Origin of the sequence: Pseudomonas sp. FDAARGOS_761 (assembly GCF_013343155.1) — a bacterium.
Taxonomy (GTDB): domain Bacteria; phylum Pseudomonadota; class Gammaproteobacteria; order Pseudomonadales; family Pseudomonadaceae; genus Pseudomonas; species Pseudomonas aeruginosa.
In genome coordinates this window covers 3,743,284-3,765,193 of sequence record NZ_CP054572.1, presented here as the reverse complement: position 1 = coordinate 3,765,193, position 21,910 = coordinate 3,743,284, and the positions used below count along the sequence as shown (strand labels likewise).

The window sequence follows — 21,910 nt, the reverse complement described above, 5'->3', positions numbered from 1 at the left end:
GGCTTTTTGCTTTTCCGGCCTCGCGCCCTGTGCTAGAAGGCTGCCTCTGCGAGTCCGTTCTGTTCTGGAGTACCCCTGTGGAGTCTGAATCCATCGTCTATGGCTGCATCCGCGACTGGCCGGGCGATTCGATGGAACGGCGCATGCGCCGTGCCGCCAACCGCCGCGTGCTGGACAGCCTGCCGGGCGGCGAGGCCTGGCCGTTCCTTGGCCGCGAGATGTTCAGCCGCTGCGAGCAGTCCGGGGCCGGGCTCTACCAGACCCAGATCATCCACTTCGGTGCCAGCTACCAGGCCATCGAATACGAGTGGAGCCTGTGGGTCGAGCAGTTCGAGGCGTTGCTCAGGCGCCTCTACTGGGCCAGCGCGGTGGTCCACCTGGAGACCGAAGTGAACGGCAGCCATACCTTTCGCTGGGAGTCCGAGCGTGGCTTCCATACCCCCCAGGAGAGCGACCTGCAGGTCCGCTGCGCCTGGGAGCGGGAGGGCGGGCGGCGGTGATCAACTACCTCTGGTTCGTCCTCGCGGCATTCTGCGAGATCGCCGGCTGCTACGCCTTCTATCTCTGGCTGCGGCTGGGCAAGAGCGCCCTCTGGGTGCTGCCCGGCCTGCTCAGCCTGACCCTGTTCGCCTTGCTGCTGACCCGCGTGGAGGCCAGCTACGCCGGCCGCGCCTATGCCGCCTATGGCGGCATCTACGTCGCCGCGTCGCTGTTCTGGCTGGCTTTCGTCGAGCGCTCGCGGCCGCTATGGAGCGACTGGCTGGGCGTGGCCTTGTGCGTGGTCGGTGCCAGCGTCGTGCTGTTCGGCCCGCGCCTGTCGCAGTGACTCAGGCGGGGTCCGGCGCCCGTCACGGGCGCCGGACCCCGCCGTCCCGGGCCGCCGCACCCCGAACCGGCGGATCACTGCGAAGTATTGCGCTGCACGTCGCCTTTTTCCTGATCCAGTTCCTTGAGCATCTGCGCGTAGGCATCGCAATCGCTCGGCCGGTTCTGTTCCGAGCGGGCTTCCTGGCGCTGGCGCAACTGCTCGTTGAGTTCCCTGGCCCGTTGCGGGTTCTTCTGGGTGATCGAGGCGACCTTGGTGGCGACTTCCTTGCCCATCTTTTCCGCCTCCGCTTCGGAACAGGCGAAGACCGGCGTGGCGACCAGCAGGGCGCAGGCGCTGGCGAGGGCGAAAAGCGGTTTCATGGCGTACTCCTGTGGGGTGGTCCTGAGCGGTGGAGCCCGGTCGAGCCGACAAAGTTCAGCCGCAACGCCGGACGGCGACCGATTCGAACCCTCGCGGCAGGTTGCGGGTCGCACGCATAGAGAGGGTGCGAAGGACCCTCGTCGCTTATGCCGCAGGAGGTATGCCATGACTCACGATTGGGATCTGGTCGAACGGTTGCTGCTGGAGGTCCGGCAGTCCGCCCATGAGAACTTCGCCCCGCGCGCCCATGCCGAACGCCTGGCCGAGGAACGCTCCCAGGCCGGGCAGCGGGTCGGCGACATGGATGCGTTGAAGCAGAAGGCCGCCGACTACGAGGCGATCCTGCTGGAGGGCGGCTTCATCGAGCCGCGTCCGGAAGAGCAGGGCGGCAATGGCGAGAACTTCGTCCTCACGCCGCGCGGCGAGCGCCTGCTCGGCCTGATCGGCGGCGAGACGCCGAAGGCCGCCGAGGCTCGCCGGCTGCTCGAGGAGAACGGCAGCGAAGCGCTGCACGCCGAGCGCTTCGACCGTTTCGTCGCCGGGCTCTGAAACTGCGCCCGACGGGCGATCGGCGGGGCTTGTGAGTCGCCCGCGGCGCCACCATAGTGCGGAGCATGATGCCTATTTCATCCTCTTCCGCCCGCCGCGCCGAGCCGGCTCCGCGGCCCCTGGCGGAGTTCCATCCCGCCGTCCGCCAGTGGTTCGAACGCCACTTCGCCGCGCCCACGCCGGCCCAGGTCGAGGCCTGGCCGGCGATCCGCGAGGGGCTTTCGACCCTGGTCGCCGCGCCCACCGGTTCGGGCAAGACCCTGACCGCCTTCCTCGCCGCCATCGATGCCCTGGTGGTGGAGGGGCTGGCCGCCGGCGGCGAGCTGGCGGATGCCACCCAGGTGGTCTATGTCTCGCCGCTGAAAGCGCTGTCCAACGACATCCGCATCAACCTGGAGCAACCGCTGGCCGGCATCCGCGAGGAACTGGCGCGTCTCGGCCTGCCCGACGTCGATATCCGTAGCGCGGTGCGCACCGGCGATACGCCGCAGGTCGAACGCGGAGCGATGCGCAAGCGCCCGCCGCACATCCTGGTCACCACGCCCGAATCGCTGTACATCCTGCTCGGCTCGGAGTCGGGCCGGCAGATGCTCGCCGGGGTGCGCAGCGTGATCGTCGACGAGATCCATGCCCTGGCCGGCAGCAAGCGCGGCAGCCACCTGGCGCTGTCGCTGGAGCGCCTGCAGGCGCTGAGTCCGCGACCGCTGCTGCGGATCGGGCTGTCCGCCACGCAGAAGCCGATCGAGAAGGTCGCGCGCTTCCTCGTCGGCGCCAGCGGCAATCCGCGCGATCCGGCCTGCCGGATCGTCGACATCGGCTATACGCGCCCCCGCGACCTGGGCATCGAGGTACCGCCGGTGGCGCTGGAAGCGGTGATGTCCAACGACACCTGGGAGCTGGTCTACGACCGCCTGGCGCACCTGGCCGGCGAGCACCGCACCACCCTGGTGTTCGTCAACACCCGGCGCATGGCCGAGCGGGTCACCCGCTTCCTCGCCGAACGCCTCGGCAGCCGCCAGGTGGCGGCCCACCACGGCAGCCTGGCCAAGGAGCTGCGCCTGGATGCCGAGCAGCGCCTCAAGGCCGGGCAATTGAAGGTACTGGTGGCGACCGCCTCGCTGGAGCTGGGCATCGATATCGGCGACGTCGAGCTGGTCTGCCAGTTGTCGTCGCCGCGCTCCATCGCCGCCTTCCTGCAACGGGCCGGGCGTTCCGGGCACAGCGTCGGCGGCACCCCCAAGGGCCGGTTGTTCCCGACCTCCCGCGACGACCTGGTGGAATGCGCGGCGCTGCTCGACAGCGTGCGCCGTGGCGAGCTGGACAGCCTGGTGCTGCCGCGCCAGCCGCTGGACGTGCTGGCGCAGCAGATCGTCGCCGAAGTGGCCTGCCAGGAGTGGCGCGAGGACGACCTCTATCGCCTGGTGATCCGCGCCGAGCCCTACGCCGGGCTGGAGCGCGAGCGCTTCGACGAAGTCCTGCGGATGCTTGCCGAGGGCTACCACTCACGCCTCGGCGTGCGCGGCGCCTATCTCCATCGCGATGCGCTCAACGGCCTGCTCCGTGGCCGCCGTGGCGCGCGGCTGACCGCGCTGACCTCGGGCGGGACCATTCCCGATACCGGCGACTACAGCGTGCTGCTGGAGCCGCAGGGCCTGCTGGTGGGGACGGTCAACGAGGATTTCGCGGTGGAGAGCCTGGCCGGCGACGTGTTCCAACTGGGCAACACCTCGTACCGGATCATCCGCATCGAGCCGGGACGGGTGCGGGTCGAGGACGCCCAGGGCCAGCCGCCGAACATTCCGTTCTGGCTGGGCGAGGCGCCGGGGCGCAGCGACGAGCTGTCGGCCAGCGTGGCGCGCCTGCGCGACACCCTCGACGAGCTGCTCGGCGAAGGCCAGGCATTGCCGGAAGGGCAGCGGCTGGAGCCAGCCATCGCCTGGCTCGGCGCCACCCTCGGGCTGGACGATGGCGCCGCGCGGCAGATCGTCGAGTACCTGGCCCGCGCACGCCAGGCCCTGGGTGGCCTGCCCGGGAGCCGGCGGCTGGTGATGGAACGCTTCTTCGACGAATCCGGCGGCATGCAACTGATCATCCACAGTCCTCACGGCAGCCGCCTCAACCGCGCCTGGGGCCTGGCGCTGCGCAAGCGTTTCTGCCGCAGCTTCAACTTCGAGCTGCAGGCAGCGGCCACCGAGGACGCGATCATCCTCTCGCTGTCCACCAGCCACAGCTTTCCCCTCGACGAGGTCTGGCGCTACCTGCATTCGGCGAGCGCCGAGCACCTGTTGGTACAGGCCGTGCTCGACGCGCCGCTGTTCGGCGTGCGCTGGCGCTGGAACCTGACCACCTCGCTCGGTTTGCCGCGCTACACCGGCGGTCGCAAGGTGCCGCCGCAACTGCTGCGGATGAAGAGCGAGGATCTGCTGGCCAGCGTGTTCCCCGATCAGGTGGCGTGCCTGGAGAATATCGTCGGCGAGCGCGAGGTGCCCGATCACCCGCTGGTGGCGCAGACCCTCGACGACTGCCTGCACGAGGCGATGGATTGCGACGGCTGGCTGGCCCTGCTGCGCGACATGGAGAGCGGCGCGGTGGACTTGCTGGCGCGCGACCTGCCGGCGCCTTCGGCGTTGGCGGCGGAGATACTCACCGCGCGTCCCTACGCCTATCTCGACGATGCGCCGCTGGAGGAGCGGCGTACCCAGGCGGTACAGAATCGCCGCTGGAGCGATCCCGAGTCCGCCGACGATCTCGGCGCCCTGGACCTTGAGGCGATCGAGGCGGTGCGTGGCGAGGCCTGGCCGGAAGCGCGCAACGCCGACGAGATGCATGAGGCGCTGAACAGCCTGGGCTACCTCACCTCGGGCGAGGCCGAGGCCAATCCGGGCTGGGGGGAATGGCTTGCGCAACTGTCGGAGCAACGCCGCGCCGGACGCCTGGACTGCGCAGGCAGCATTCTCTGGCTGGCGGCGGAGCGCCTACCGGCGATGCGCCTGGTGCATCCCGCGGCGAAGGTGCCCGACGCTTTCCAGGCGCCTCGCGGCTATCCGCCGCCGGACTCGGCGGAAGCGGCGACCGTGGAGCTGACCCGCGCCCGCCTGGGTGGCTTCGGGCCGCGCACGGCCGGGCAGTTGGCGACCGACCTGGGCATCGGCCTGGCCGACCAGCAGTACGCGTTGGCCGCCCTGGAGCGCGAAGGCTATGTGCTGCGTGGCCGCTTCAGTCCTGGCGCGACGGAAGAGGAGTGGTGCGAACGCCATCTGCTGGCGCGCATCCATCGCTATACGGTGAAGCGCCTGCGCCGGGAAATCGAGCCGGTGCAGCGCGCCGATTTCATGCGTTTCCTGTTCGACTGGCAGCGCCTGGCGCCGGGCACCCGTGGCCGGGGAGCGGAGTCCCTGGCTACGGTGGTCGAGCAACTGGAAGGCTTCCAGGCCGCGGCGGCCGCCTGGGAAAGCGAACTGCTGGCAGCGCGGGTGGCCGACTACGCCAGCCATTGGCTGGACCAGCTGTGCCGTTCCGGACGCATCGTCTGGGCGCGCCTGGCCGGACGCAGCAAGGCCGCCGGCGGTCCGCTGCGCAGCGCGCCGATCGTGCTCCTGCCGCGCCGCGAGCTGGGGCTCTGGAGCGTCCTGCAGCGCGACGCGCCGGAGCCGGAACTGTCGCCGCGCGCGGCCAGGGTACTGGAGGTGCTGCGCGAGCAGGGTGCATCGTTCTTCGACGAACTGAGCCAGGACGCCCACCTGCTGCGCAGCGAGCTGGAGAACGCCCTCGGCGAGCTGGTCTCGGTCGGCCGGGTCAACGCCGACAGCTTCGCCGGGCTGCGCACCCTGCTGATGCCGGCGGACAAGCGCAGCCGCCAGGAGCGCCGCTCGCGCGGCCTGCCGGGCGGCATGCAGGACGCCGGGCGCTGGGCGCCGCTGCGCCGGGCGAAGGCGGAAGAGGCGGGGCAGCGTTTGCCGGCGGAGGTTCTCGAACATGTCGCCCGGACCTTGCTGCGGCGCTATGGGGTGGTCGCCTGGCGCCTGCTGGAGCGCGAAGCCGACTGGCTGCCGCCGTGGCGCGAGCTGCTGCGCGTCTACCATCGCCTGGAAGCGCGCGGCGAGATTCGCGGCGGGCGCTTCATCGCCGGCCTGGCCGGCGAGCAGTTCGCCTTGGCGGAAGCGGTCGGCCTGTTGCGCGAGGTGCGCAAGCGGCCGCCGGATGGGGCGATGCTGGTGGTGTCGGCAGTCGATCCGTTGAACCTGGTCGGCGGCCTGCTACCCGGCGGACGGGTGCCGGCGGTGACCGGCAACCGCCTGCTCTATCGAGACGGAGCGCCGCTGGCGGCGCTGGTAGCCGGCAAGGTGCGGATGCTCGCGGAAGTCGACGGCGAGACCGCGCAGCAGATCCGTGCGCTGCTGATCCGCCGTCACTGAGGCCCGCTCAGCGCAGGCTCAGATGGCGGCTGAGCAGGGCCCGCAACGCGGCCGGCTTGACCGGCTTGGACAGGTAGTCGAGGCCGGCGGCGTGGATCTCCGCCACCAGTTCCGGCCGCGCGTCGGCGCTGATCACCACGCCCGGCACCGGCTCGCCCAGGCGCGTGCGCAGCCAGGCCATCAATTGCGTACCGGTCTCGCCGTCGTCCAGGTGATAGTCGATCAACGCCAGTTGCGGGCGCATCTCGCTGTCCAGCAGCGTGGCGCATTCCTCGCGGCTGCGCGCGGTCCAGACCTGGCAGCCCCAGCGGCTGAGCAGGCTGTTCATGCCGGCGAGGATGCTGTCTTCGTTGTCCACGCAGAGCACCTGGGCGCCGTTCAGCGCTTGCGCCGGTTCGGCCTTGTGGCCGTTGGCCAGGGCCGGCGGCGCCTGCCGCGCCAGCGGTACGCGGACGCTGAAGACGCTGCCCTTGCCCGGCCAGGAACGTACCTCCAGCGGATGGCCGAGGACCTTGCAGAGCCGGTCGGCGATCGCCAGGCCGAGACCGAGGCCTTTCTCCGCGCGGGTCTGGTGGCTGTCCAGGCGCTTGAACTCTTCGAAGATGACTTTCTGCTTGTCCGGGGGGATGCCCGGCCCCTGATCCCAGACTTCCAGGCGCAGGTAGCCGTCCTCGCGGCGCACGCCGAGCAGCACGTGGCCCTTGGCGTAGCGGAAAGCGTTGGTCAGGAAGTTCTGTAGGATGCGCCGCAGCAGCTTGATGTCGCTGTCCACCCGCAGCTGGCTGCCGCGCAGGCGGAAATGCAGGCCCTGTTCCTGGGCCAGCGCCTTGAACTCGACGCCGAGGGCATCGTAGAGGTTGTTCAGCGGGAACGGGTTGCGTTCGGCGCTGACCCGGCCGCTTTCCAGGCGCGAGATGTCCAGCAGGTCGGTGATCAGGTCCTCGGCGGAACGCAGCGACGAGTCGAGGTGCTGCACCAGGTCGCGGACCTCACCGGGCAGCGCGTCCTGGTGGGCGAGGGCGGCGGAGAACAGCCGCGCGGCGTTCAGCGGCTGCATCAGGTCGTGGCTGACGGCGGCGAGGAAGCGGGTCTTCGACTGGTTGGCGGCCTCGGCGTTGCTCTTCGCCTCGCTGAGTTCCTGGTTCAACTGCGAGAGTTCCTGGGTACGCTCCTGGACCCGCTGTTCCAGCGACTCGTTGGCGCCCTTGAGGCCCTGTTCGGCCTCGCGGTAGGCGGTGATATCGGTGAAGCTCATGACGAAGCCGCCGCCGGGCATCGGGTTGCCGATCAGCTCGATGACCCGGCCGTTGGGGAACAGCCGCTCGGAGGTGTGCGGAGTGCCCTGGCGCATCCAGTACAGGCGCTTGGCCACGTGCATGTCCGGATCGCCGGGCCCGCACAGGCCGCGATCGGCGTTGTAGCGGATGATGTCGGCGATCGGTCGGCCGACGTAGATCAGTCCGTCCGGGTACTCGAACAGTTCCAGGTAGCGGTGGTTCCAGGCCACCAGGCGCAGCGACTGGTCGACCACGCTGATGCCCTGGGTGATGTTCTCGATCGCGCCCTGCAGCAGGGCGCGGTTGAATTGCAGCACCTCGGAGGCTTCGTCGGCGATCCGCACCACGTCCTCCACCTGCATCTCGCGCCCTTCGATGGCGGCCTTCACCACCGCCCGCGCCGAGGACGCGCCGAGGACCCCGGCGAGCAGGCGCTCGGTGTGCGCGATCCACTCGTTGTTGGCGGTCTGGTTCGGGGTGAAGCCCTTGCCCTGGCGGTAGGCGAAGCGGATGAAGCTTTGCCGCGCGCGTTCCTCTCCGACGAAACGCGCGGCGAGCATCAGCAGGTCTTCCACCTGCACCGCGAGCATGAAGCGCGAGTTCTGCCGCTGGGAGATCTCCTGGCCGATGAAGCGGCTGGCCTGCCAGTGCTCGGACACGCGGGTGCGCGAGAGCACCGAGACCAGGCCGAACAGGGCGAAGTTGCCGACCAGCGAGATCAGCACGCCCTGGGTCAGCGGCTCGATCGGCAGGCCGAAGGGATTGCTTGCCAGCCAGGTCAGGCCGGGGATGCGCTCCAGCGGCCAGCCAAGGCCCTTGGCCACCACAGGCAGGACCAGCGTATAGGCCCACAGCAGCGAGCCGGCGGCGAGGCCGGCGAAGACCCCGCGGCGGTTGGCCTGTTTCCAGTACAGCGCGCCGATCATCGCCGGGCCGAGCTGGGCGATGGCGGCGAAGGCGATCTGGCCGATGGTCGCCAGGCTGGCGCTGGAGCCGAGCAGGCGGTAGGCCACGTAGGCGAGCAGCAGGATCACCGCGATGCTCACCCGGCGCACGGTCAGCAGCCAGTGACGGAAGGCCTCGAAGGGCCGTTCGGTGTCCTTTTCCCGGCGTCGCAGCAGCCACGGCAGGAGCATGTCGTTGGAGACCATGGTCGACAGCGCGACGCTGGCGACGATGACCATTCCGGTGGCGGCCGAGGCGCCGCCGATGAATGCCAGCAGGGCCAGCGCCGGGTGTGCCTCGGCCAGCGGCAGGCTGATGACGAAGGAGTCCGGCATTACCCCGGCGGGCAGGTGCAACTGGCCGGCGAGGGCGATCGGCACCACGAACAACGCGGCCAGCACCAGGTAGATGGGGAACACCCAGCGCGCCAGGTTGAGGTCGCGCGGCTCGATGTTCTCCACCACGGTGACGTGGAATTGCCGCGGCAGGCACATGATCGCGGTCATCGCCACGCCGGTCTGCAGCAGCATCGCCGGCCAGTGCACGGTCTCTTCCCAGTAGTCGGCCAACTGCGGCGCGGCGCGGGCCTGGGAGAAGAGATCGGCGAAGCCGTCGTAGAGGCCGAAGGTGACGAAGATGCCCACGGCGAGGAAGGCGGTGAGCTTGACCAGCGACTCGAAGGCGATGGCCAGGACCATGCCGCGGTGGTGTTCGGTGACATCCAGGCTGCGGGTACCGAAGACGATGGTGAACAGCGCCAGCACCAGCGACACGATCAGCGCCGTGTCCTGGGCGCGGGTACCGGTGGAGTCGGCGCCGGAGCCGATCAGCAGATTCACCCCGAGGACGATGCCTTTCAGTTGCAGGGCGATGTAGGGCAGCACGCCGACCATGCAGATCAGCGCCACCACCACCGCCAGCGCCTGCGACTTGCCGTAGCGGGCGGCGATGAAGTCGGCGATGGAGGTGATGTTCTCCTGCTTGCTGATCATGATCATCTTCTGCAGCACCCAGGGCGCGAACAGCATCAGCAGCACCGGTCCGAGGTAGATCGGCAGGAACGACCAGAGCTGGTCGGTGGCTTGGCCGACCGCGCCGAAGAAGGTCCAGCTGGTGCAGTACACTGCCAGGGAGAGGCTGTAGACCCAGGCGCGCAGGCGGGGTGAGAGCGGGGTGCGGCGACGGTCGCCATAGAAGGCGATGGCGAACAGGATGGCCATGTAGACCAGGGCGACCACGGCGATCAGCCCGATGGACAGCGACATGCGAACTCCGATGATGTCCCCGCGTGAAGCTGGCGTGAGGCGGGGGTCTTGCTTTCGCGCCAGTTTCGCACTTGTCGGCCCGCGCGTCAGGCCGCCTGCGACCAAGGTCGCACGCATGCTTGAGCCGGACGCGCGGAGTTGGTAGCGTGCCGGGCTGCGTGAGCGCGGACGGCCCCGGCGGCCGGCTGTCCGTTCATCGTAGCCGGTTTCGGCTGCGGCACTAAACGCGGCCGCTACGCTCTGATGGGAGCGGAGTTTTGCGTCGATGTCGAGGAGGGCGCCCATGTTCAAGCCGCTACCGATCACCCTGCAGCGCGGAGCCTTGCGTCTCGAGCCGCTGGTGGAAGCGGACATTCCCGAGCTGGTGAGCCTCGCCGAAGCCAACCGCGAGGCGCTGCAGTACATGGACGGACCGACGCGGCCGGACTGGTACCGCCAGAGCCTCGCCGAGCAGCGCGAGGGCAGGGCGTTGCCGCTCGCCGTCCGCCTCGGCGTGCAACTGGTCGGGACCACGCGCTTCGCCGAATTCCTTCCCGCCTTGCCGGCCTGCGAGATCGGCTGGACCTGGCTCGACCAGGCCCAGCACGGCAGCGGCCTGAACCGCATGATCAAGTACCTGATGCTCAAGCATGCCTTCGACAACCTGCGCATGGTCCGCGTGCAGCTCAGCACGGCGGCGAGCAACCTGCGCGCCCAGGGCGCCATCGACAAGCTCGGCGCGCAGCGCGAGGGCGTGCTGCGCAACCACCGGCGGCTGGCCGGCGGGCGGCTAGACGACACCTTCGTCTACAGCATCACCGACCACGAATGGCCGCAGGTCAAGGCGGCGCTGGAAGCCAGCTTCACCGGCTGAAGCCGGTTCCGTCGCTCCTGCGGTATGCTGGGCGGCCCGTCCGGACGGGCGAACGAGGAGACGGCAGTGCCGGACGAGACGAGCGGAGAACACACGCATTTCTGGCGCGCCGCCGAACTGGGCGGCGTCGAACTTCTGCACGCGCGCTATGTGGAGCAGCGCTTCGCGCCGCACGTGCACAGCAGCTTCGCCCTGGTCATCATCGAGCAGGGCGCGCAGCGCTTCCGCCATCGTGGCGGCGAGCACCTGGCCCCGCTGGGCAGCATGGTGCTGATCAACCCCGACGAAGTGCACACCGGCTCCAAGGCCCATGATGCCGGTTGGCTCTATCGCGGCTACTACCCGGAAATGGAGCAGATCGACGGGATTCTCGACGAGCTGGAAATCCATCATGGCGGCGTGCCGCGTTTCGCCGACAGCGTGATCCACGACCAGCCCCTGGCACGCGCCTTCGTCCACTTGCACCGCCTGCTGGCCGAGCATGCCGGCAGCCTGGAAACCCAGACCCGCTGGCGCGAGACGATGCTCGCCCTGTTCCGTCGCCACGCCCGCCTGCCAGAAGCGCCGAAGGCCGGGCAGGAGCCGTTGGCGGTGGCCCGCGCCCGCGAACTGCTGGCGGCGCGGTTGCTCGATCCGCCTTCGCTGGAGGAACTGGCGGCGGCGGTCAATCTGTCCCCGTTCCATTTTGCCCGGGTCTTCCGTCGCGCCACCGGCATGCCGCCCCACGCCTGGCTCAGGCAGCGCCGCCTGGAGCAGGCCAGGGCACTGCTCAAGAGCGGCCGGGCGCCGCTGGAGGTGGCCCTGGAGCTGGGCTTCGCCGACCAGAGCCACCTCGGTCGCCAGTTCAAGCAGGCCTACGGGGTGGCACCGGGTGAATACCGCTCGGCCTGCGCGCGCTCGTCCTTGACGACATACGAATAAGTCAAGCTCACATTTGCAAATCATTTGTATTTACGTTCTTTACGATTTGCCGTAATTTTGCGCCCCACTTTTTCCTGCGTCCCTGGGGGAGCCTCGATGTCGTCCGTGAGTTCGTTGTCGCGCCTGGCCGTCGCCATCGCGCTGGGTGTGTCCATGCAGGCGGCGCAGGCCGAAGAGGAAGCCAAGGAGCTGGGCACGGTCACCGTGGTCGGCGACTGGCTGGGCGAAGCCGACCAGGCGGTGGTGCAGAACCATCCCGGCGCGCGCAGCGTGGTGCGTCGTCGGGAAATGCTCGAGAGCGGTGCGCAGAACGTCCGCGACGTGCTGCGCAAGGTGCCCGGCGTGCAAGTGCAGGACAACAACGGTACCGGCGGCAGCGACATCTCCCTGAACGTCGGGGTGCGTGGCCTGACTTCACGCCTGTCGCCGCGCTCGACGGTGATGATCGACGGCGTGCCGGCGGCGGTGGCGCCCTACGGCCAGCCGCAGCTGTCGATGATGCCGTTGTCCATCGGCAACCTGGAGAGCATCGACGTCGTGCGCGGCGCCGGCTCGGTGCGCTACGGCCCGCAGAACGTCGGCGGGGTGATCAACTTCGTGACCCGGGCGATTCCGGAGAAGTTCTCCGGCGAAATCGGCACCACCATCGAGCATGCCGGCCACGGCGGCTGGAAGAAGCTCAACCAGGCGTTCCTCGGCGGGACCGCCGACAACGGCCTGGGCGTGGCGCTGCTGTATTCCGGGGTGAAGGGCGCCGACTACCGCGACGGCAACAACGACAACGATATCGACGACGTGCTGCTCAAGACCCATTGGCAGCTCACCGACAGCGACCAGTTGGCGGCCAACTTCCACTACTACGACGCCTACGCCGATATGCCGGGCGGCCTGACCCAGGCGCAGTACGACGACGATCCCTTCCAGTCGGTGCGCGACTGGGACAACTTCCGTGGTCGGCGCAAGGACTTCTCGCTGAAGTACACCCGCCAGGTCGACGACCTCACCCAGTTCGAGGTGCTCACCTACTACAGCGACAGTTTCCGCGGCAGCAGCATCGCCGCGCGCAACCTCAGGACCATCACCTCGTACCCGCGCGACTACCATGTGTTCGCGGTGGAGCCGCGGGTCTCGCGGATCTTCTTCGCCGGCCCGACCACCCAGGAGATCGGCATCGGCTACCGCTACCTGAAGGAAGCGATGAACGAGCGTGCCAGCCAACTGGCACTGGTCGACAATGTGCCGACCGTGCGTCCCGGCTCGGACGGCCATACCTACCAGGACCGTACCGGCGGTACCGAGGCCAGCGCCTTCTACATCGACGACAAGATCGATGTCGGCAACTGGACCATCACCCCCGGCATCCGCTTCGAGAAGATCGACAGCGACTGGCGCGACCGCCCGGTGCTCGGCCTGAACGGCAAGCCGGTGCAGGAGAAGAAGCGCAGCAAGGACTACAACGAACCGCTGCCGGCGCTGAGCCTGATGTATCACTTGAGCGACGAGTGGAAGCTGTTCGCCAACTACTCCGAATCGTTCGGCAGCCTGCAGTATTTCCAGCTCGGCCAGGGCGGCAGCGGCAACGATACCGCCGCCGGCCTGGAGCCGGAGAAGGCCAAGACCTACGAACTGGGCACGCGCTACGACAACGGCAGCTGGGGCGGCGAGATCACGCTGTTCTACATCGACTTCGACGACGAGCTGCAGTACGTCAGCAACGACGTCGGCTGGACCAACCTCGGCGCCACCAAGCACCAGGGCATCGAGACTTCCGGCCACTATGACTTCGCCGCTCTCGATCCGCGCCTGGACGGCCTGTCGGTCTACGGCAGCCTCACCTATACCCGCGCCACCTACGAAGGCGACATTCCCTCCTTCAAGGGGCGCGACCTGCCGCTCTACTCGCGCCAGGTGGCCACCGCCGGGGTGCGCTACGAGGTCGACCGCTGGACCTACAACCTCGACGCCTTCGCCCAGTCCATGCAGCGCGCGCCAGGGCTGAGCACCGACAGCCAGGGCAACTTCACCCACAACTACATCACCGAGCCCAGCGCCGACGGCCAGTACGGCGACATTCCCGGCTACGTGACCTGGAATGCCCGCGTCGGCTACGACTTCGGCCCGCAGGCGTCGAACCTGAAGCTCGGCCTCGGGGTGAAGAACCTGTTCGACAAGCAGTATTTCACCCGCTCCAGCGACAACAATTCGGGAATCTACGTGGGTCAGCCGCGAACGCTGTTCATGCAGGCCAGCGTCGGTTTCTGAATATTCGGATGCGACTTGGCGCATCGTCCGACGACAGGCGTCCTGCGGCAACGCGGACGCCTGTTCTATGATGGGCGCGGAATTTCCATCGGAACGCTGTGGCCTGATCCGCGGTCCATGCAGTCCAATCGATGACGGGCTTCCTTTCGGCAGCCACGCAAGGTAACAAGGACGATGACCCAACATTCGCAATTCGCCCTGCTGGGCAAGCGGCGTTTCCTGCCGTTCTTCATCACCCAGCTGCTCGGCGCCTTCAACGACAACATCTTCAAGCAGTCGCTGATCCTCGCCATCCTCTATCACCTCAGCGTCAGCGGCGACCGCAGTCTGCTGGTCAACCTCTGCGCGCTGCTGTTCATCCTGCCGTTCTTCCTGTTCTCGGCACTGGGCGGACAGTTCGGCGAGAAGTACAACAAGGACGCGCTGATGCGCGCGCTGAAGCTGGCCGAGGTGGGCATCATGCTGGTCGGCGCTGCCGGCTTCGTCTTCGGCAGCCTGCCGCTGATGTTCGTCGCGCTGTTCGCCATGGGCACCCACTCGGCGCTATTTGGCCCGGTGAAGTATTCGATCCTGCCCCAGCACCTGCACGAGGACGAACTGGTCGGCGGCAACGCGCTGGTGGAGATGGGCACCTTCCTGGCGATCCTGGCCGGCACCATCGGCGCCGGCGTGCTGATGTCCCATGCGCATTACGCGGCGGCGGTGGCCACCGCGGTGGTGCTGGTGGCCGCCTGCGGCTACCTGGCCAGCCGCGGCATTCCGCGAGCGGCGGCGGCGCTGCCGGGGTTGAAGCTCGACTGGAACATCTTCGCCCAGTCCTGGAGCATCCTCCGCCTGGGGCTCGGCCAGCGCCCGGCGGTCTCGCGCTCGCTGGTGGGCAACTCCTGGTTCTGGTTCCTCGGCGCGGTCTACCTGACGCAGATCCCGACCTTCGCCAAGGAATGGCTGCACGGCGACGAAAGCGTGGTGACCCTGATCCTCACCGTGTTCTCGGTGGGCATCGCGCTGGGCTCGATGCTGTGCGAGAAGCTTTCCGGTCGCAAGGTGGAGATCGGCCTGGTGCCGTTCGGCTCGATCGGCCTGACCGTCTTCGGCATCCTCCTCTGGTGGCACGCCGGCGGCATTCCCCCAGGCGAGGCGCCCTACGACTGGCTGGCGGTGCTGCGCCACCATGAGACCTGGGCGGTGCTGGCCGACATCCTGTTCATCGGCATTTTCGGCGGCTTCTACATCGTACCGCTGTACGCCCTGATCCAGGCGCGCACCGACGAGGACAAGCGGGCCCGGGTGATCGCCGCCAACAACATCCTCAACGCCTTGTTCATGGTCGCCGCGGCGCTGGTCTCGATCCTCTTCCTCAGCGTCGCCAAGCTGTCGATCCCGCAGCTGTTTCTCGCTCTGTCGCTGATGAACGTCGCGGTGAACGTGTACATCTTCAAGATCGTCCCGGAATTCACCATGCGCTTCCTGGTCTGGCTGCTCAGCCACACCATGTACCGGGTCCGGCATGTGAATCTGGAGGCGATCCCGGACGAGGGAGCGGCGGTGCTGGTGTGCAACCACGTCTCGTACGTGGACGCGCTGCTGATCGCCGGCTCGATCCGGCGGCCGGTGCGCTTCGTCATGTACTACAGGATCTTCTCGCTGCCGGTGCTCAACTTCGTCTTCCGCACCGCCGGCGCGGTGCCCATAGCGGCGCGCCACGAGGACGAAGGGATCTACGAACGCGCCTTCCAGCGCATCGCCGACTACCTGAGGGACGGGGAGCTGGTGTGCATCTTCCCTGAAGGCAAGCTGACCGCCGACGGCGAGATGAACGAGTTCCGCGCCGGGATCGAGCGGATCATCGAGGAAACCCCGGTTCCGGTGATCCCCATGGCGCTGCAGGGTCTGTGGGGCAGCTTCTTCAGCCGCGACCCGAACAAGGGCTTCTTCCGCCGCCTGTGGTCGCGGGTAAGCCTGGTGGCCGGCGAATCGGTGGCGCCGGAGGCGGTGGAGCGCCTCGACCTGCAGGCGCGGGTGACGAGCTTGCGCGGCGAAGCTCGCTGATCGATCCGCAGAAACGAAAAAGCCCCGGCGATGCCGGGGCTTTTTTTGGCGAACTACAAGTTAGATAACTTGTACTTCGTCGGCTTGCAGGCCTTTCTGGCCGTTGACGACCACGAAGGAAACCTTCTGGCCTTCCTGCAGGCTCTTGAAGCCGGTGCCCTGGATGGAACGGAAGTGAACGAACAGGTCGTTACCGCTTTCCGGGGTGATGAAGCCGAAGCCTTTGGCGTCGTTGAACCATTTTACGGTGCCGTTCTGACGATTCGACATGGTGTAACTCCTGAAACAAAGTTGATTGCGGCGACGGAAATATCCGAGCCGGTAGGTACTGAGTTGCAAAGAGTACGAGGAGCCGAGGCGATGAGCGGACCGAGATCTACCACACCAGGTCACGATTCACTGTGACCCAAGCAAGCACAGTGGTCGCAGAGTACGCGATAAAACTGCGGAAAGCGATACCCCTCGGAGCATATTCGATGGATGTCTAATGGCTCAGCTTGAGGCCGACCAGTCCGCAGACGATCAGCGCGACGCTGGCCAGGCGCAGCAATGCCATGGATTCGCCGAACAGGACGATCCCGGCGATTACCGTGCCGACCGCGCCGACCCCGGTCCAGACGGCATAGGCGGTGCCCAGCGGCAGGTGCTTCATGGCCAGGCCGAGCAGGCCCAGGCTGACCAGCATGGCGAGCGCCGTGAGGACCGTGGGAAGCGGCTTGCTGAAGCCTTCGGTGTATTTCAGACCAACGGCCCAGCCCACTTCGAACAGGCCGGCGAAAAACAGGATGATCCAGGACATGGCGATCTCCAGGGCAACGGGTGGCGGGGCCGTCCCCATTCGATCACCGGCCGGAGGCGGGTGGTGAGGTCGTCCTCACTGCGTGCGGTATTTTGCATGGTTCATCGGTCGGGACAAGGCTTCCCGACCGGGATCCAGCTCAACGCGGCGTATCTTCCATGCGCCGGAACAGGGCGGCCAGCAGCGAACCGGAGAGATTGTGCCAGACGCTGAACAGCGCGCTGGGCACCGCTGCCAGGGGCGAGAAGTGGGCGTTGGCCAGCGCCGCGCCGAGCCCCGAGTTCTGCATGCCGACTTCGATGGCCAGGGCCTTGCGCTGCGCCAGCGGCATGCCGGTCAGCTTGCCGGTGAGATAGCCGAGCGACAGGCCGAAGCCGTTGTGCAGCATCACCACGGCCATGATCAGCAGGCCGGACTCGGCGATCCGCGCCTGGCTGGCGGCCACCACCGCGGCGATGATCACCACGATGCTGAATACCGAGACCAGCGGCAGCACCTCCGCCACCTGCCGGGTGCGCTCGCCGAGCAGGCGCTGTGCCAGCAGGCCGAGGGCGATGGGCACCAGCACCACCTGGAGGATCGACAGGAACATCGCCGCGAACGACACCGGCAGCCAAGCCGAAGCCAGCAGCCAGACCAGCGCCGGCGTGACCAGCGGGGCGAGCAGGGTGGTCACCGAGGTGATCGCCACCGACAGGGCGACATCGCCACGGGACAGCCAGGTCATCACGTTGGAAGCGGTGCCGCCGGGGCAGCAGCCGACCAGGATCACGCCCACCGCGATCTCCGCCGGCAACTGCAACAGGCGGCAGAGCAGCCAGGCCAGGCCGGGCATGATGACGAACTGGGCCAGCACGCCGATCAGCACCCGTATGGGGTGCCGGGCGACCTCGCGGAAGTCTTCGCCCTTGAGCGTCAGGCCCATGCCGAACATCACCAGGCCGAGCAGCGGCGCGATGGCGACGGTGAGCGGGAGGAACCAGGCCGGCCGGAAGAAGGCGAGGATGGCGAACAGCAGGACCCAGAACGGGAAGCTGGCGCTGACGAAACGGCTCAGGGCGGTCAGGGCACGCATGGGCTTTCCTTGTTATTGGACGGCCGCCAGTCTGCCATGCCGGGCGCGACTCTCCCAGCGGCGGGCGCCGCCGGGAGAGCGGGGCGTCAGACGCCCTGGGGGATTTCTTCGCCGCCGAGGGCCTCGAAGAGCGCCGGAAGGAATTCGGCGAAGGTCAGCATCATCAGGGTGAAGCTGGCATCGAGCTGGCCGAGGGCGTCTTCGCCGCCGTCCTTTTCCGCCTGCTCCTGCAGCAGGTCTTCGAAGCGCAGGCGCTTGACCGCCAGCTTGTCGTCGAGGACGAAGGACAGCTTGTCCGACCAGGCCAGGGACAACTGGGTGACCAGCTTGCCGGCGGTGAGATGCAGCTGGATTTCCTCGCTGGTCAGGTCCTGGCGCTTGCAACGGACCACGCCGCCGTCCTCGTGGGTGTCGCGCAGCTCGCATTCGTCGAGCACGTGGAAGTCGCCGGCGGCTTCCTGGGTCTTGACCCAGTCGGTGAGGGTCGCGGTCGGCGCGACCTTCACGCTCAGCGGGCGTACCGGCAGGGAGCCGAGCGCTTCGCGCAGCGTCGAGAGCAGGTCTTCGGCCTTCTTCGCGCTGGCCGAGTCGACCAGGATCAGGCCGAGGCTCGGCGCGATCGCGGCGAAGGTGCTGGAGCGGCGGATGAAGGCGCGCGGCAGCAGGGTCTGGACGATCTCGTCCTTCAGCTGGTCGCGTTCCTTCTTGTAGACCTTGCGCATCTGCTGGGCTTCGATCTCGTCGACCTTTTCCTTCAGTGCGTCACGCACGACGCTGCCCGGCAGGATGCGCTCTTCCTTGCGTGCCGAGATCAGGAAGAAGTCTTGGCTGACGTGTACCAGCGGTGCGTCCGGGCCTTTGCCGAACGGCGCGGTGAAGCCGTAGGTGGTCAGCTCCTGGCTGGCGCAGGGGCGGGCGGGTTTTTCGCCGAGGGCTTTCTCGAGGGAATCGGCATCCAGTTGCAGATCCTGGGTGAGGCGGTAGACGAGCAGATTGCGGAACCACATGGGGTCGTTCTCTCCGGGCACAAAGGACCCATTATTCCGCCGCTGGCGGCTCAGGCCAACCCCGGTCCGTCGCTAACTCCTTGGAACGGCAGAAAATTTTTTTCATCGAGGGGCTTGCCAGGGATCGAATCGCTCCGTAGAATGCGCCCCACTTCGAGAGTGAAGGGTGATTAGCTCAGCTGGGAGAGCATCTGCCTTACAAGCAGAGGGTCGGCGGTTCGATCCCGTCATCACCCACCAATCTCGCAAGTTACGCGCAGCGGTAGTTCAGTCGGTTAGAATACCGGCCTGTCACGCCGGGGGTCGCGGGTTCGAGTCCCGTCCGCTGCGCCATTTCCTTCCTTCGCTGTATCTCTTGCGCTTCCTTCCCGCTTCATAATTCGACGTTTTTCGACGCTTCCTTTCCGCTGTTCTTCTGTCCTCGTTCCACGCGTTCGTTCTGCTATCTCCTTCATTTTTCGGAAAGTTCGGCCTTGAACTTATCCGCGCGCACCTGTTCCTATTGCCCATAGCCACTGGTCGCGACAGCCTGCTAAGCTCGCGGCTTCATCGAATATGCCCGAGCGGCGAACAGATTAAAGGACTCAGCATGAAACAACATCGGTTGGCAGCAGCGATCGCACTGGTCGGTCTGGTTCTCTCCGGCTGCGATTCGCAGACCAACGTTGAGTTGAAGACCCCGGCGCAGAAAGCTTCCTATGGTATCGGCCTGAACATGGGCAAGAGCCTGTCCCAGGAAGGCATGGACGACCTGGATTCGAAAGCCGTCGCCAAGGGCATCGAAGACGCCCTCGGCAAGAAGAAGCAGCAGCTCACCGATGAAGAGCTGACCGAAGCCTTCGCCTTCCTGCAGAAACGTGCCGAGGAGCGCATGGCGGCCATCGGCGACGAAAACGCCAAGGCCGGCAAGAAGTTCCTCGAGGAAAACGGCAAGCGCGACGGCGTGACCACCACCGCTTCCGGCCTCCAGTACGAAATCGTGAAGAAGGCCGATGGCCCGCAACCGAAGGCCACCGACGTGGTGACCGTCCACTACGAAGGCCGCCTGACCGATGGCACCGTCTTCGACAGCTCCATCGAGCGCGGCAGCCCGATCGACCTGCCGGTCAGCGGCGTGATCCCGGGTTGGGTCGAAGCCCTGCAACTGATGCACGTCGGCGAGAAGATCAAGCTGTACATCCCCAGCGAGCTGGCCTACGGCGCGCAGAGCCCGAGCCCGGCGATCCCGGCCAACTCGGTACTGGTCTTCGACATGGAACTGCTCGGCATCAAGGATCCGTCCAAGCCGGACGCGGAGCCCGAGGCCGGTGCCGCAGCGCAGCCCGAAGCCAAGGCGGACGCGAAGAAGTAATTTTTCCGCCGCGATGCATGAAACGCCCCGTCCATGACGGGGCGTTTTCATTTGCGGATTCGGCTGAACCCAGGCGCTGCCGCGAGGGTCTGAAAAACAGGTCGAGGGCACGGCCGGTGTTACCCTTATGCACACATTTGTCGCACGTCGACCCGACCTACGGTATTGACCTCGGGTTGTCCGTTGCGCTAGGTCAAACCCTTGATTTTCAATGCTTTTAGAACACTGTCTAAAAAGTGTCCGATCTGTCGGAAAGCCTGTAGCGACGGGCTTCTCGCCGACGGAAGGGGGGGCTGTTCACAAGGTTATCCACAGTATGCGTGGATAACCCGGAGAGCCTCGGCGGCAAGCGCTTGAGCGAGGTGGAAGGATGGATGCACCACGAGGATTCAGTCGTTACCTGGGGATCGCGGAACGTTTCCTGGCCCGTGGCCGGGTGCCCGCCTTGTTGATTGCGGTAGCACGCAAGCGCTCGCGCCTGAAGCTGGTGAAGAGCGACCTGCGCCTGCTGCAGGAACTGCTGGTGGCCTGGGTTCGCGGCGAATACCGCGGACTCAGCCGCCAGGCGTTGCTCTCGGTGATCGCGGCGCTGGCCTATTTCCTTTCGCCGGTGGATATCGTCCCCGACTTCATCTTCGGTGTCGGCCTGCTCGACGATCTCGCCGTCCTGGCCTGGGTAGTGCGTCGCTGGCAGTCCGAGCTGGATGCCTTCAAGGTCTGGCGCGACGCCCAGGGCGTCGAGACGCAGCAGGCGCTGCGAGAGCTGCCGGCTCCCAGGGCGGAGCGCGTTCAGGGTTCCTGAGGGGTTCGCAGGCTGTTTTCCAGCAGGCGCTCGATGCTGCCGTCCCTGACCATCTCGTCGAGCACCCGGTCCATACTTTCGACGGGGACCGGCAGTTGTCCGCCATAGATGCAGTGCATCCGATAGCTCTGCAGTACCAGCGGACTGACGCTCAGGCCCAGCTCGGGATGCTGGCGCGTCAGGTAGAGCAGCGGGCGGCGCATGTCCACCGCGGCGTCCAGGCGCGAACGCTTGAGCATCTGCACGCGACTGGCCAGGTCGCGGGTATCTTCGCGGCGAATTTCCCCGGCAGCGAAGGCCTGCATGAGATCGTCCGCGTAGACATAGCCTAGACTTGTACCCAGGGTCTTGCCGCGCAGCTCGGCGAAGTCGCGGATCGCCGGACGGTCGTCGCGCTGCAGCAGGACGTCCTGCTCTTCGAAGAGGGCGGGAGACCAATGGTAGCGTTCGGGTTTGCTATCCCATCCGGGGTTGGAGTTGCAGATCACGTGAATATGTCCGCTGGCCATGAAGCCGTCGATCCTTCGGTTCGGCGTTTCCACGAAACGCAGCGACAATCCCAGCCGCTGCGCGACCCGCTCCCCCAACTGGCGGGTGAAGCCGCCTTGCAGCTGGTGATCGACGATGTCCACGTAGGGCATGCCGTCGGCGGGGCTGAAGCCCCAGCGCAGCTCGCCGGCGAAGGCCTGTCCGACTCCCAGCAGGATGCACAAACCAAGACTTCTCCGGCGCACCCGTGGGCTCCTCCACCAGGCAGACTGTGTGACCAGGGCAGCAGTATAGCCAGTCCGCAGCGGCGCGGTGCCTGATAAGATGGCGGCTTGCAAGGAGACCGACATGAATGTCCAAGTGATCACGCGAGACGGCGAGGCGGAATACGCGGTGTTGCCCTGGGCCGAATACCAGGCGTTGCTGGCCGCCGCCGGTCGCCCGGCCGCCAGTGTCGCGGTGGAGACGACCGCGCCGGCGGTGCCATCCGCGAGCCTGCTGGAGCGCCGCGAGGCGCGCGGCCTGAGCCTGGAACAGGTGGCCCGGGAGGTCGGTATCAGTCCTTCCTACATGGCGATGATCGAACGCGGCGAACGCGAGGCCAGCGAGGCCATCCTGTTCGCCCTGGAGCGTGTGCTGGGCAAAGCGACGGGGGCCTGACC

At 67.1% G+C, this 21,910-nt stretch carries 18 protein-coding genes and 2 tRNA genes; 13 read left to right on the top strand and 7 right to left on the bottom strand.

Annotated elements, in window-relative coordinates; genetic code table 11:
* The first annotated feature begins 77 nt into the window (after window positions 1–77).
* Window positions 78–500: a hypothetical protein gene (locus FOC67_RS17540; RefSeq protein WP_003091617.1), complete on the top strand. Its 423-nt coding sequence runs from the start codon at window positions 78–80 to the stop codon at window positions 498–500.
* Window positions 497–826: a YnfA family protein gene (locus FOC67_RS17535; protein WP_003091616.1), complete on the top strand. Its 330-nt coding sequence runs from the start codon at window positions 497–499 to the stop codon at window positions 824–826. Before FOC67_RS17540 ends, FOC67_RS17535 begins: the two co-directional genes overlap by 4 nt.
* Before the next feature lie 74 nt (window positions 827–900).
* Here the strand turns inward: FOC67_RS17535 and FOC67_RS17530 are convergent, their stop codons facing one another.
* Complete coding sequence (locus FOC67_RS17530; RefSeq protein ID WP_003091615.1) at window positions 901–1,188, bottom strand: hypothetical protein; 288 nt, start codon at window positions 1,186–1,188, stop codon at window positions 901–903.
* Window positions 1,189–1,354: 166 nt separating this feature from the next.
* Between FOC67_RS17530 and FOC67_RS17525 the strand changes: the two genes are divergently transcribed.
* Both FOC67_RS17525 and FOC67_RS17520 read left to right on the top strand, forming a co-directional pair.
* On the top strand, window positions 1,355–1,738 hold the full coding sequence (locus FOC67_RS17525; protein WP_003091614.1) for a hypothetical protein: 384 nt from the start codon (window positions 1,355–1,357) through the stop codon (window positions 1,736–1,738).
* 68 nt (window positions 1,739–1,806) lie between these two features.
* Window positions 1,807–6,153, top strand: a complete 4,347-nt coding sequence (locus FOC67_RS17520; RefSeq protein WP_009313720.1) for a DEAD/DEAH box helicase — start codon at window positions 1,807–1,809, stop codon at window positions 6,151–6,153.
* A 7-nt stretch (window positions 6,154–6,160) separates the two neighbouring features.
* On the opposite strand, the gene FOC67_RS17515 is transcribed toward FOC67_RS17520, so the two are convergent.
* On the bottom strand, window positions 6,161–9,640 hold the full coding sequence (locus tag FOC67_RS17515; protein WP_003117605.1) for a PAS domain-containing hybrid sensor histidine kinase/response regulator: 3,480 nt from the start codon (window positions 9,638–9,640) through the stop codon (window positions 6,161–6,163).
* 265 nt (window positions 9,641–9,905) lie between these two features.
* Between FOC67_RS17515 and FOC67_RS17510 the strand changes: the two genes are divergently transcribed.
* The 4 genes from FOC67_RS17510 to FOC67_RS17495 all read left to right on the top strand — a co-directional run bounded on the left by FOC67_RS17510 (window position 9,906) and on the right by FOC67_RS17495 (window position 15,725).
* A complete protein-coding gene (locus FOC67_RS17510) occupies window positions 9,906–10,493 on the top strand; it encodes a GNAT family N-acetyltransferase (RefSeq protein ID WP_003119682.1) in 588 nt (195 codons plus the stop codon).
* A 66-nt stretch (window positions 10,494–10,559) separates the two neighbouring features.
* Window positions 10,560–11,414: an AraC family transcriptional regulator gene (locus tag FOC67_RS17505; RefSeq protein ID WP_003091607.1), complete on the top strand. Its 855-nt coding sequence runs from the start codon at window positions 10,560–10,562 to the stop codon at window positions 11,412–11,414.
* A gap of 96 nt (window positions 11,415–11,510) precedes the next feature.
* Complete coding sequence (locus FOC67_RS17500) at window positions 11,511–13,676, top strand: TonB-dependent receptor family protein (RefSeq protein WP_003091606.1); 2,166 nt, start codon at window positions 11,511–11,513, stop codon at window positions 13,674–13,676.
* A gap of 174 nt (window positions 13,677–13,850) precedes the next feature.
* Window positions 13,851–15,725 (top strand): MFS transporter, encoded by a 1,875-nt coding sequence (locus FOC67_RS17495; protein ID WP_003117607.1) that lies wholly within the window; start codon window positions 13,851–13,853, stop codon window positions 15,723–15,725.
* A gap of 60 nt (window positions 15,726–15,785) precedes the next feature.
* Here the strand turns inward: FOC67_RS17495 and FOC67_RS17490 are convergent, their stop codons facing one another.
* The 4 genes from FOC67_RS17490 to rdgC all read right to left on the bottom strand — a co-directional run bounded on the left by FOC67_RS17490 (window position 15,786) and on the right by rdgC (window position 18,606).
* The gene (locus tag FOC67_RS17490; RefSeq protein WP_003091604.1) at window positions 15,786–15,995 is read right to left on the bottom strand and encodes a cold-shock protein; all 210 of its coding nucleotides are present in this window, start codon (window positions 15,993–15,995) and stop codon (window positions 15,786–15,788) included.
* Window positions 15,996–16,209: 214 nt separating this feature from the next.
* A complete protein-coding gene (sugE, locus tag FOC67_RS17485; protein WP_003091603.1) occupies window positions 16,210–16,524 on the bottom strand; it encodes a quaternary ammonium compound efflux SMR transporter SugE in 315 nt (104 codons plus the stop codon).
* 139 nt (window positions 16,525–16,663) lie between these two features.
* Window positions 16,664–17,599 (bottom strand): bile acid:sodium symporter family protein, encoded by a 936-nt coding sequence (locus FOC67_RS17480; protein ID WP_003452887.1) that lies wholly within the window; start codon window positions 17,597–17,599, stop codon window positions 16,664–16,666.
* Window positions 17,600–17,685: 86 nt separating this feature from the next.
* The gene (rdgC, locus tag FOC67_RS17475) at window positions 17,686–18,606 is read right to left on the bottom strand and encodes a recombination-associated protein RdgC (RefSeq protein ID WP_003091601.1); all 921 of its coding nucleotides are present in this window, start codon (window positions 18,604–18,606) and stop codon (window positions 17,686–17,688) included.
* Window positions 18,607–18,770: 164 nt separating this feature from the next.
* On the opposite strand from rdgC, the gene FOC67_RS17470 reads away from it, so the two are divergent.
* The 4 genes from FOC67_RS17470 (at window position 18,771) to FOC67_RS17455 (ending at window position 20,759) form a co-directional block, all read left to right on the top strand.
* Window positions 18,771–18,846 (top strand) — tRNA-Val (locus FOC67_RS17470).
* 16 nt (window positions 18,847–18,862) lie between these two features.
* A tRNA-Asp gene (locus tag FOC67_RS17465) sits at window positions 18,863–18,939 on the top strand.
* 256 nt (window positions 18,940–19,195) lie between these two features.
* Window positions 19,196–19,957, top strand: a complete 762-nt coding sequence (locus FOC67_RS17460) for an FKBP-type peptidyl-prolyl cis-trans isomerase (RefSeq protein WP_003091600.1) — start codon at window positions 19,196–19,198, stop codon at window positions 19,955–19,957.
* Between the two features lie 370 nt (window positions 19,958–20,327).
* A complete protein-coding gene (locus FOC67_RS17455) occupies window positions 20,328–20,759 on the top strand; it encodes a YkvA family protein (protein ID WP_003109163.1) in 432 nt (143 codons plus the stop codon).
* Here the strand turns inward: FOC67_RS17455 and FOC67_RS17450 are convergent.
* Window positions 20,747–21,493: an ABC transporter substrate-binding protein gene (locus FOC67_RS17450; protein WP_003091598.1), complete on the bottom strand. Its 747-nt coding sequence runs from the start codon at window positions 21,491–21,493 to the stop codon at window positions 20,747–20,749. The genes FOC67_RS17455 and FOC67_RS17450 overlap by 13 nt on opposite strands.
* Before the next feature lie 103 nt (window positions 21,494–21,596).
* Here FOC67_RS17450 and FOC67_RS17445 point away from each other — a divergent pair, with 103 nt between their 5' ends.
* On the top strand, window positions 21,597–21,908 hold the full coding sequence (locus tag FOC67_RS17445; RefSeq protein WP_003091597.1) for a helix-turn-helix transcriptional regulator: 312 nt from the start codon (window positions 21,597–21,599) through the stop codon (window positions 21,906–21,908).
* Window positions 21,909–21,910 lie beyond the last annotated feature (2 nt).

Bases quoted from the DNA above. Each gene is read 5' to 3' on its own strand.
- FOC67_RS17530 (WP_003091615.1), bottom strand. From the start codon at position 1,188: ATGAAACCGCTTTTCGCCCTCGCCAGCGCCTGCGCCCTGCTGGTCGCC.
- FOC67_RS17525 (WP_003091614.1), top strand. From the start codon at position 1,355: ATGACTCACGATTGGGATCTGGTCGAACGGTTGCTGCTGGAGGTCCGG.
- FOC67_RS17520 (WP_009313720.1), top strand. From the start codon at position 1,807: ATGCCTATTTCATCCTCTTCCGCCCGCCGCGCCGAGCCGGCTCCGCGG.
- FOC67_RS17515 (WP_003117605.1), bottom strand. From the start codon at position 9,640: ATGTCGCTGTCCATCGGGCTGATCGCCGTGGTCGCCCTGGTCTACATG.
- FOC67_RS17510 (WP_003119682.1), top strand. From the start codon at position 9,906: ATGTCGAGGAGGGCGCCCATGTTCAAGCCGCTACCGATCACCCTGCAG.
- FOC67_RS17500 (WP_003091606.1), top strand. From the start codon at position 11,511: ATGTCGTCCGTGAGTTCGTTGTCGCGCCTGGCCGTCGCCATCGCGCTG.
- FOC67_RS17495 (WP_003117607.1), top strand. From the start codon at position 13,851: ATGACCCAACATTCGCAATTCGCCCTGCTGGGCAAGCGGCGTTTCCTG.
- FOC67_RS17490 (WP_003091604.1), bottom strand. From the start codon at position 15,995: ATGTCGAATCGTCAGAACGGCACCGTAAAATGGTTCAACGACGCCAAA.
- sugE (WP_003091603.1), bottom strand. From the start codon at position 16,524: ATGTCCTGGATCATCCTGTTTTTCGCCGGCCTGTTCGAAGTGGGCTGG.
- FOC67_RS17480 (WP_003452887.1), bottom strand. From the start codon at position 17,599: ATGCGTGCCCTGACCGCCCTGAGCCGTTTCGTCAGCGCCAGCTTCCCG.
- rdgC (WP_003091601.1), bottom strand. From the start codon at position 18,606: ATGTGGTTCCGCAATCTGCTCGTCTACCGCCTCACCCAGGATCTGCAA.
- FOC67_RS17460 (WP_003091600.1), top strand. From the start codon at position 19,196: ATGAAACAACATCGGTTGGCAGCAGCGATCGCACTGGTCGGTCTGGTT.
- FOC67_RS17455 (WP_003109163.1), top strand. From the start codon at position 20,328: ATGGATGCACCACGAGGATTCAGTCGTTACCTGGGGATCGCGGAACGT.
- FOC67_RS17445 (WP_003091597.1), top strand. From the start codon at position 21,597: ATGAATGTCCAAGTGATCACGCGAGACGGCGAGGCGGAATACGCGGTG.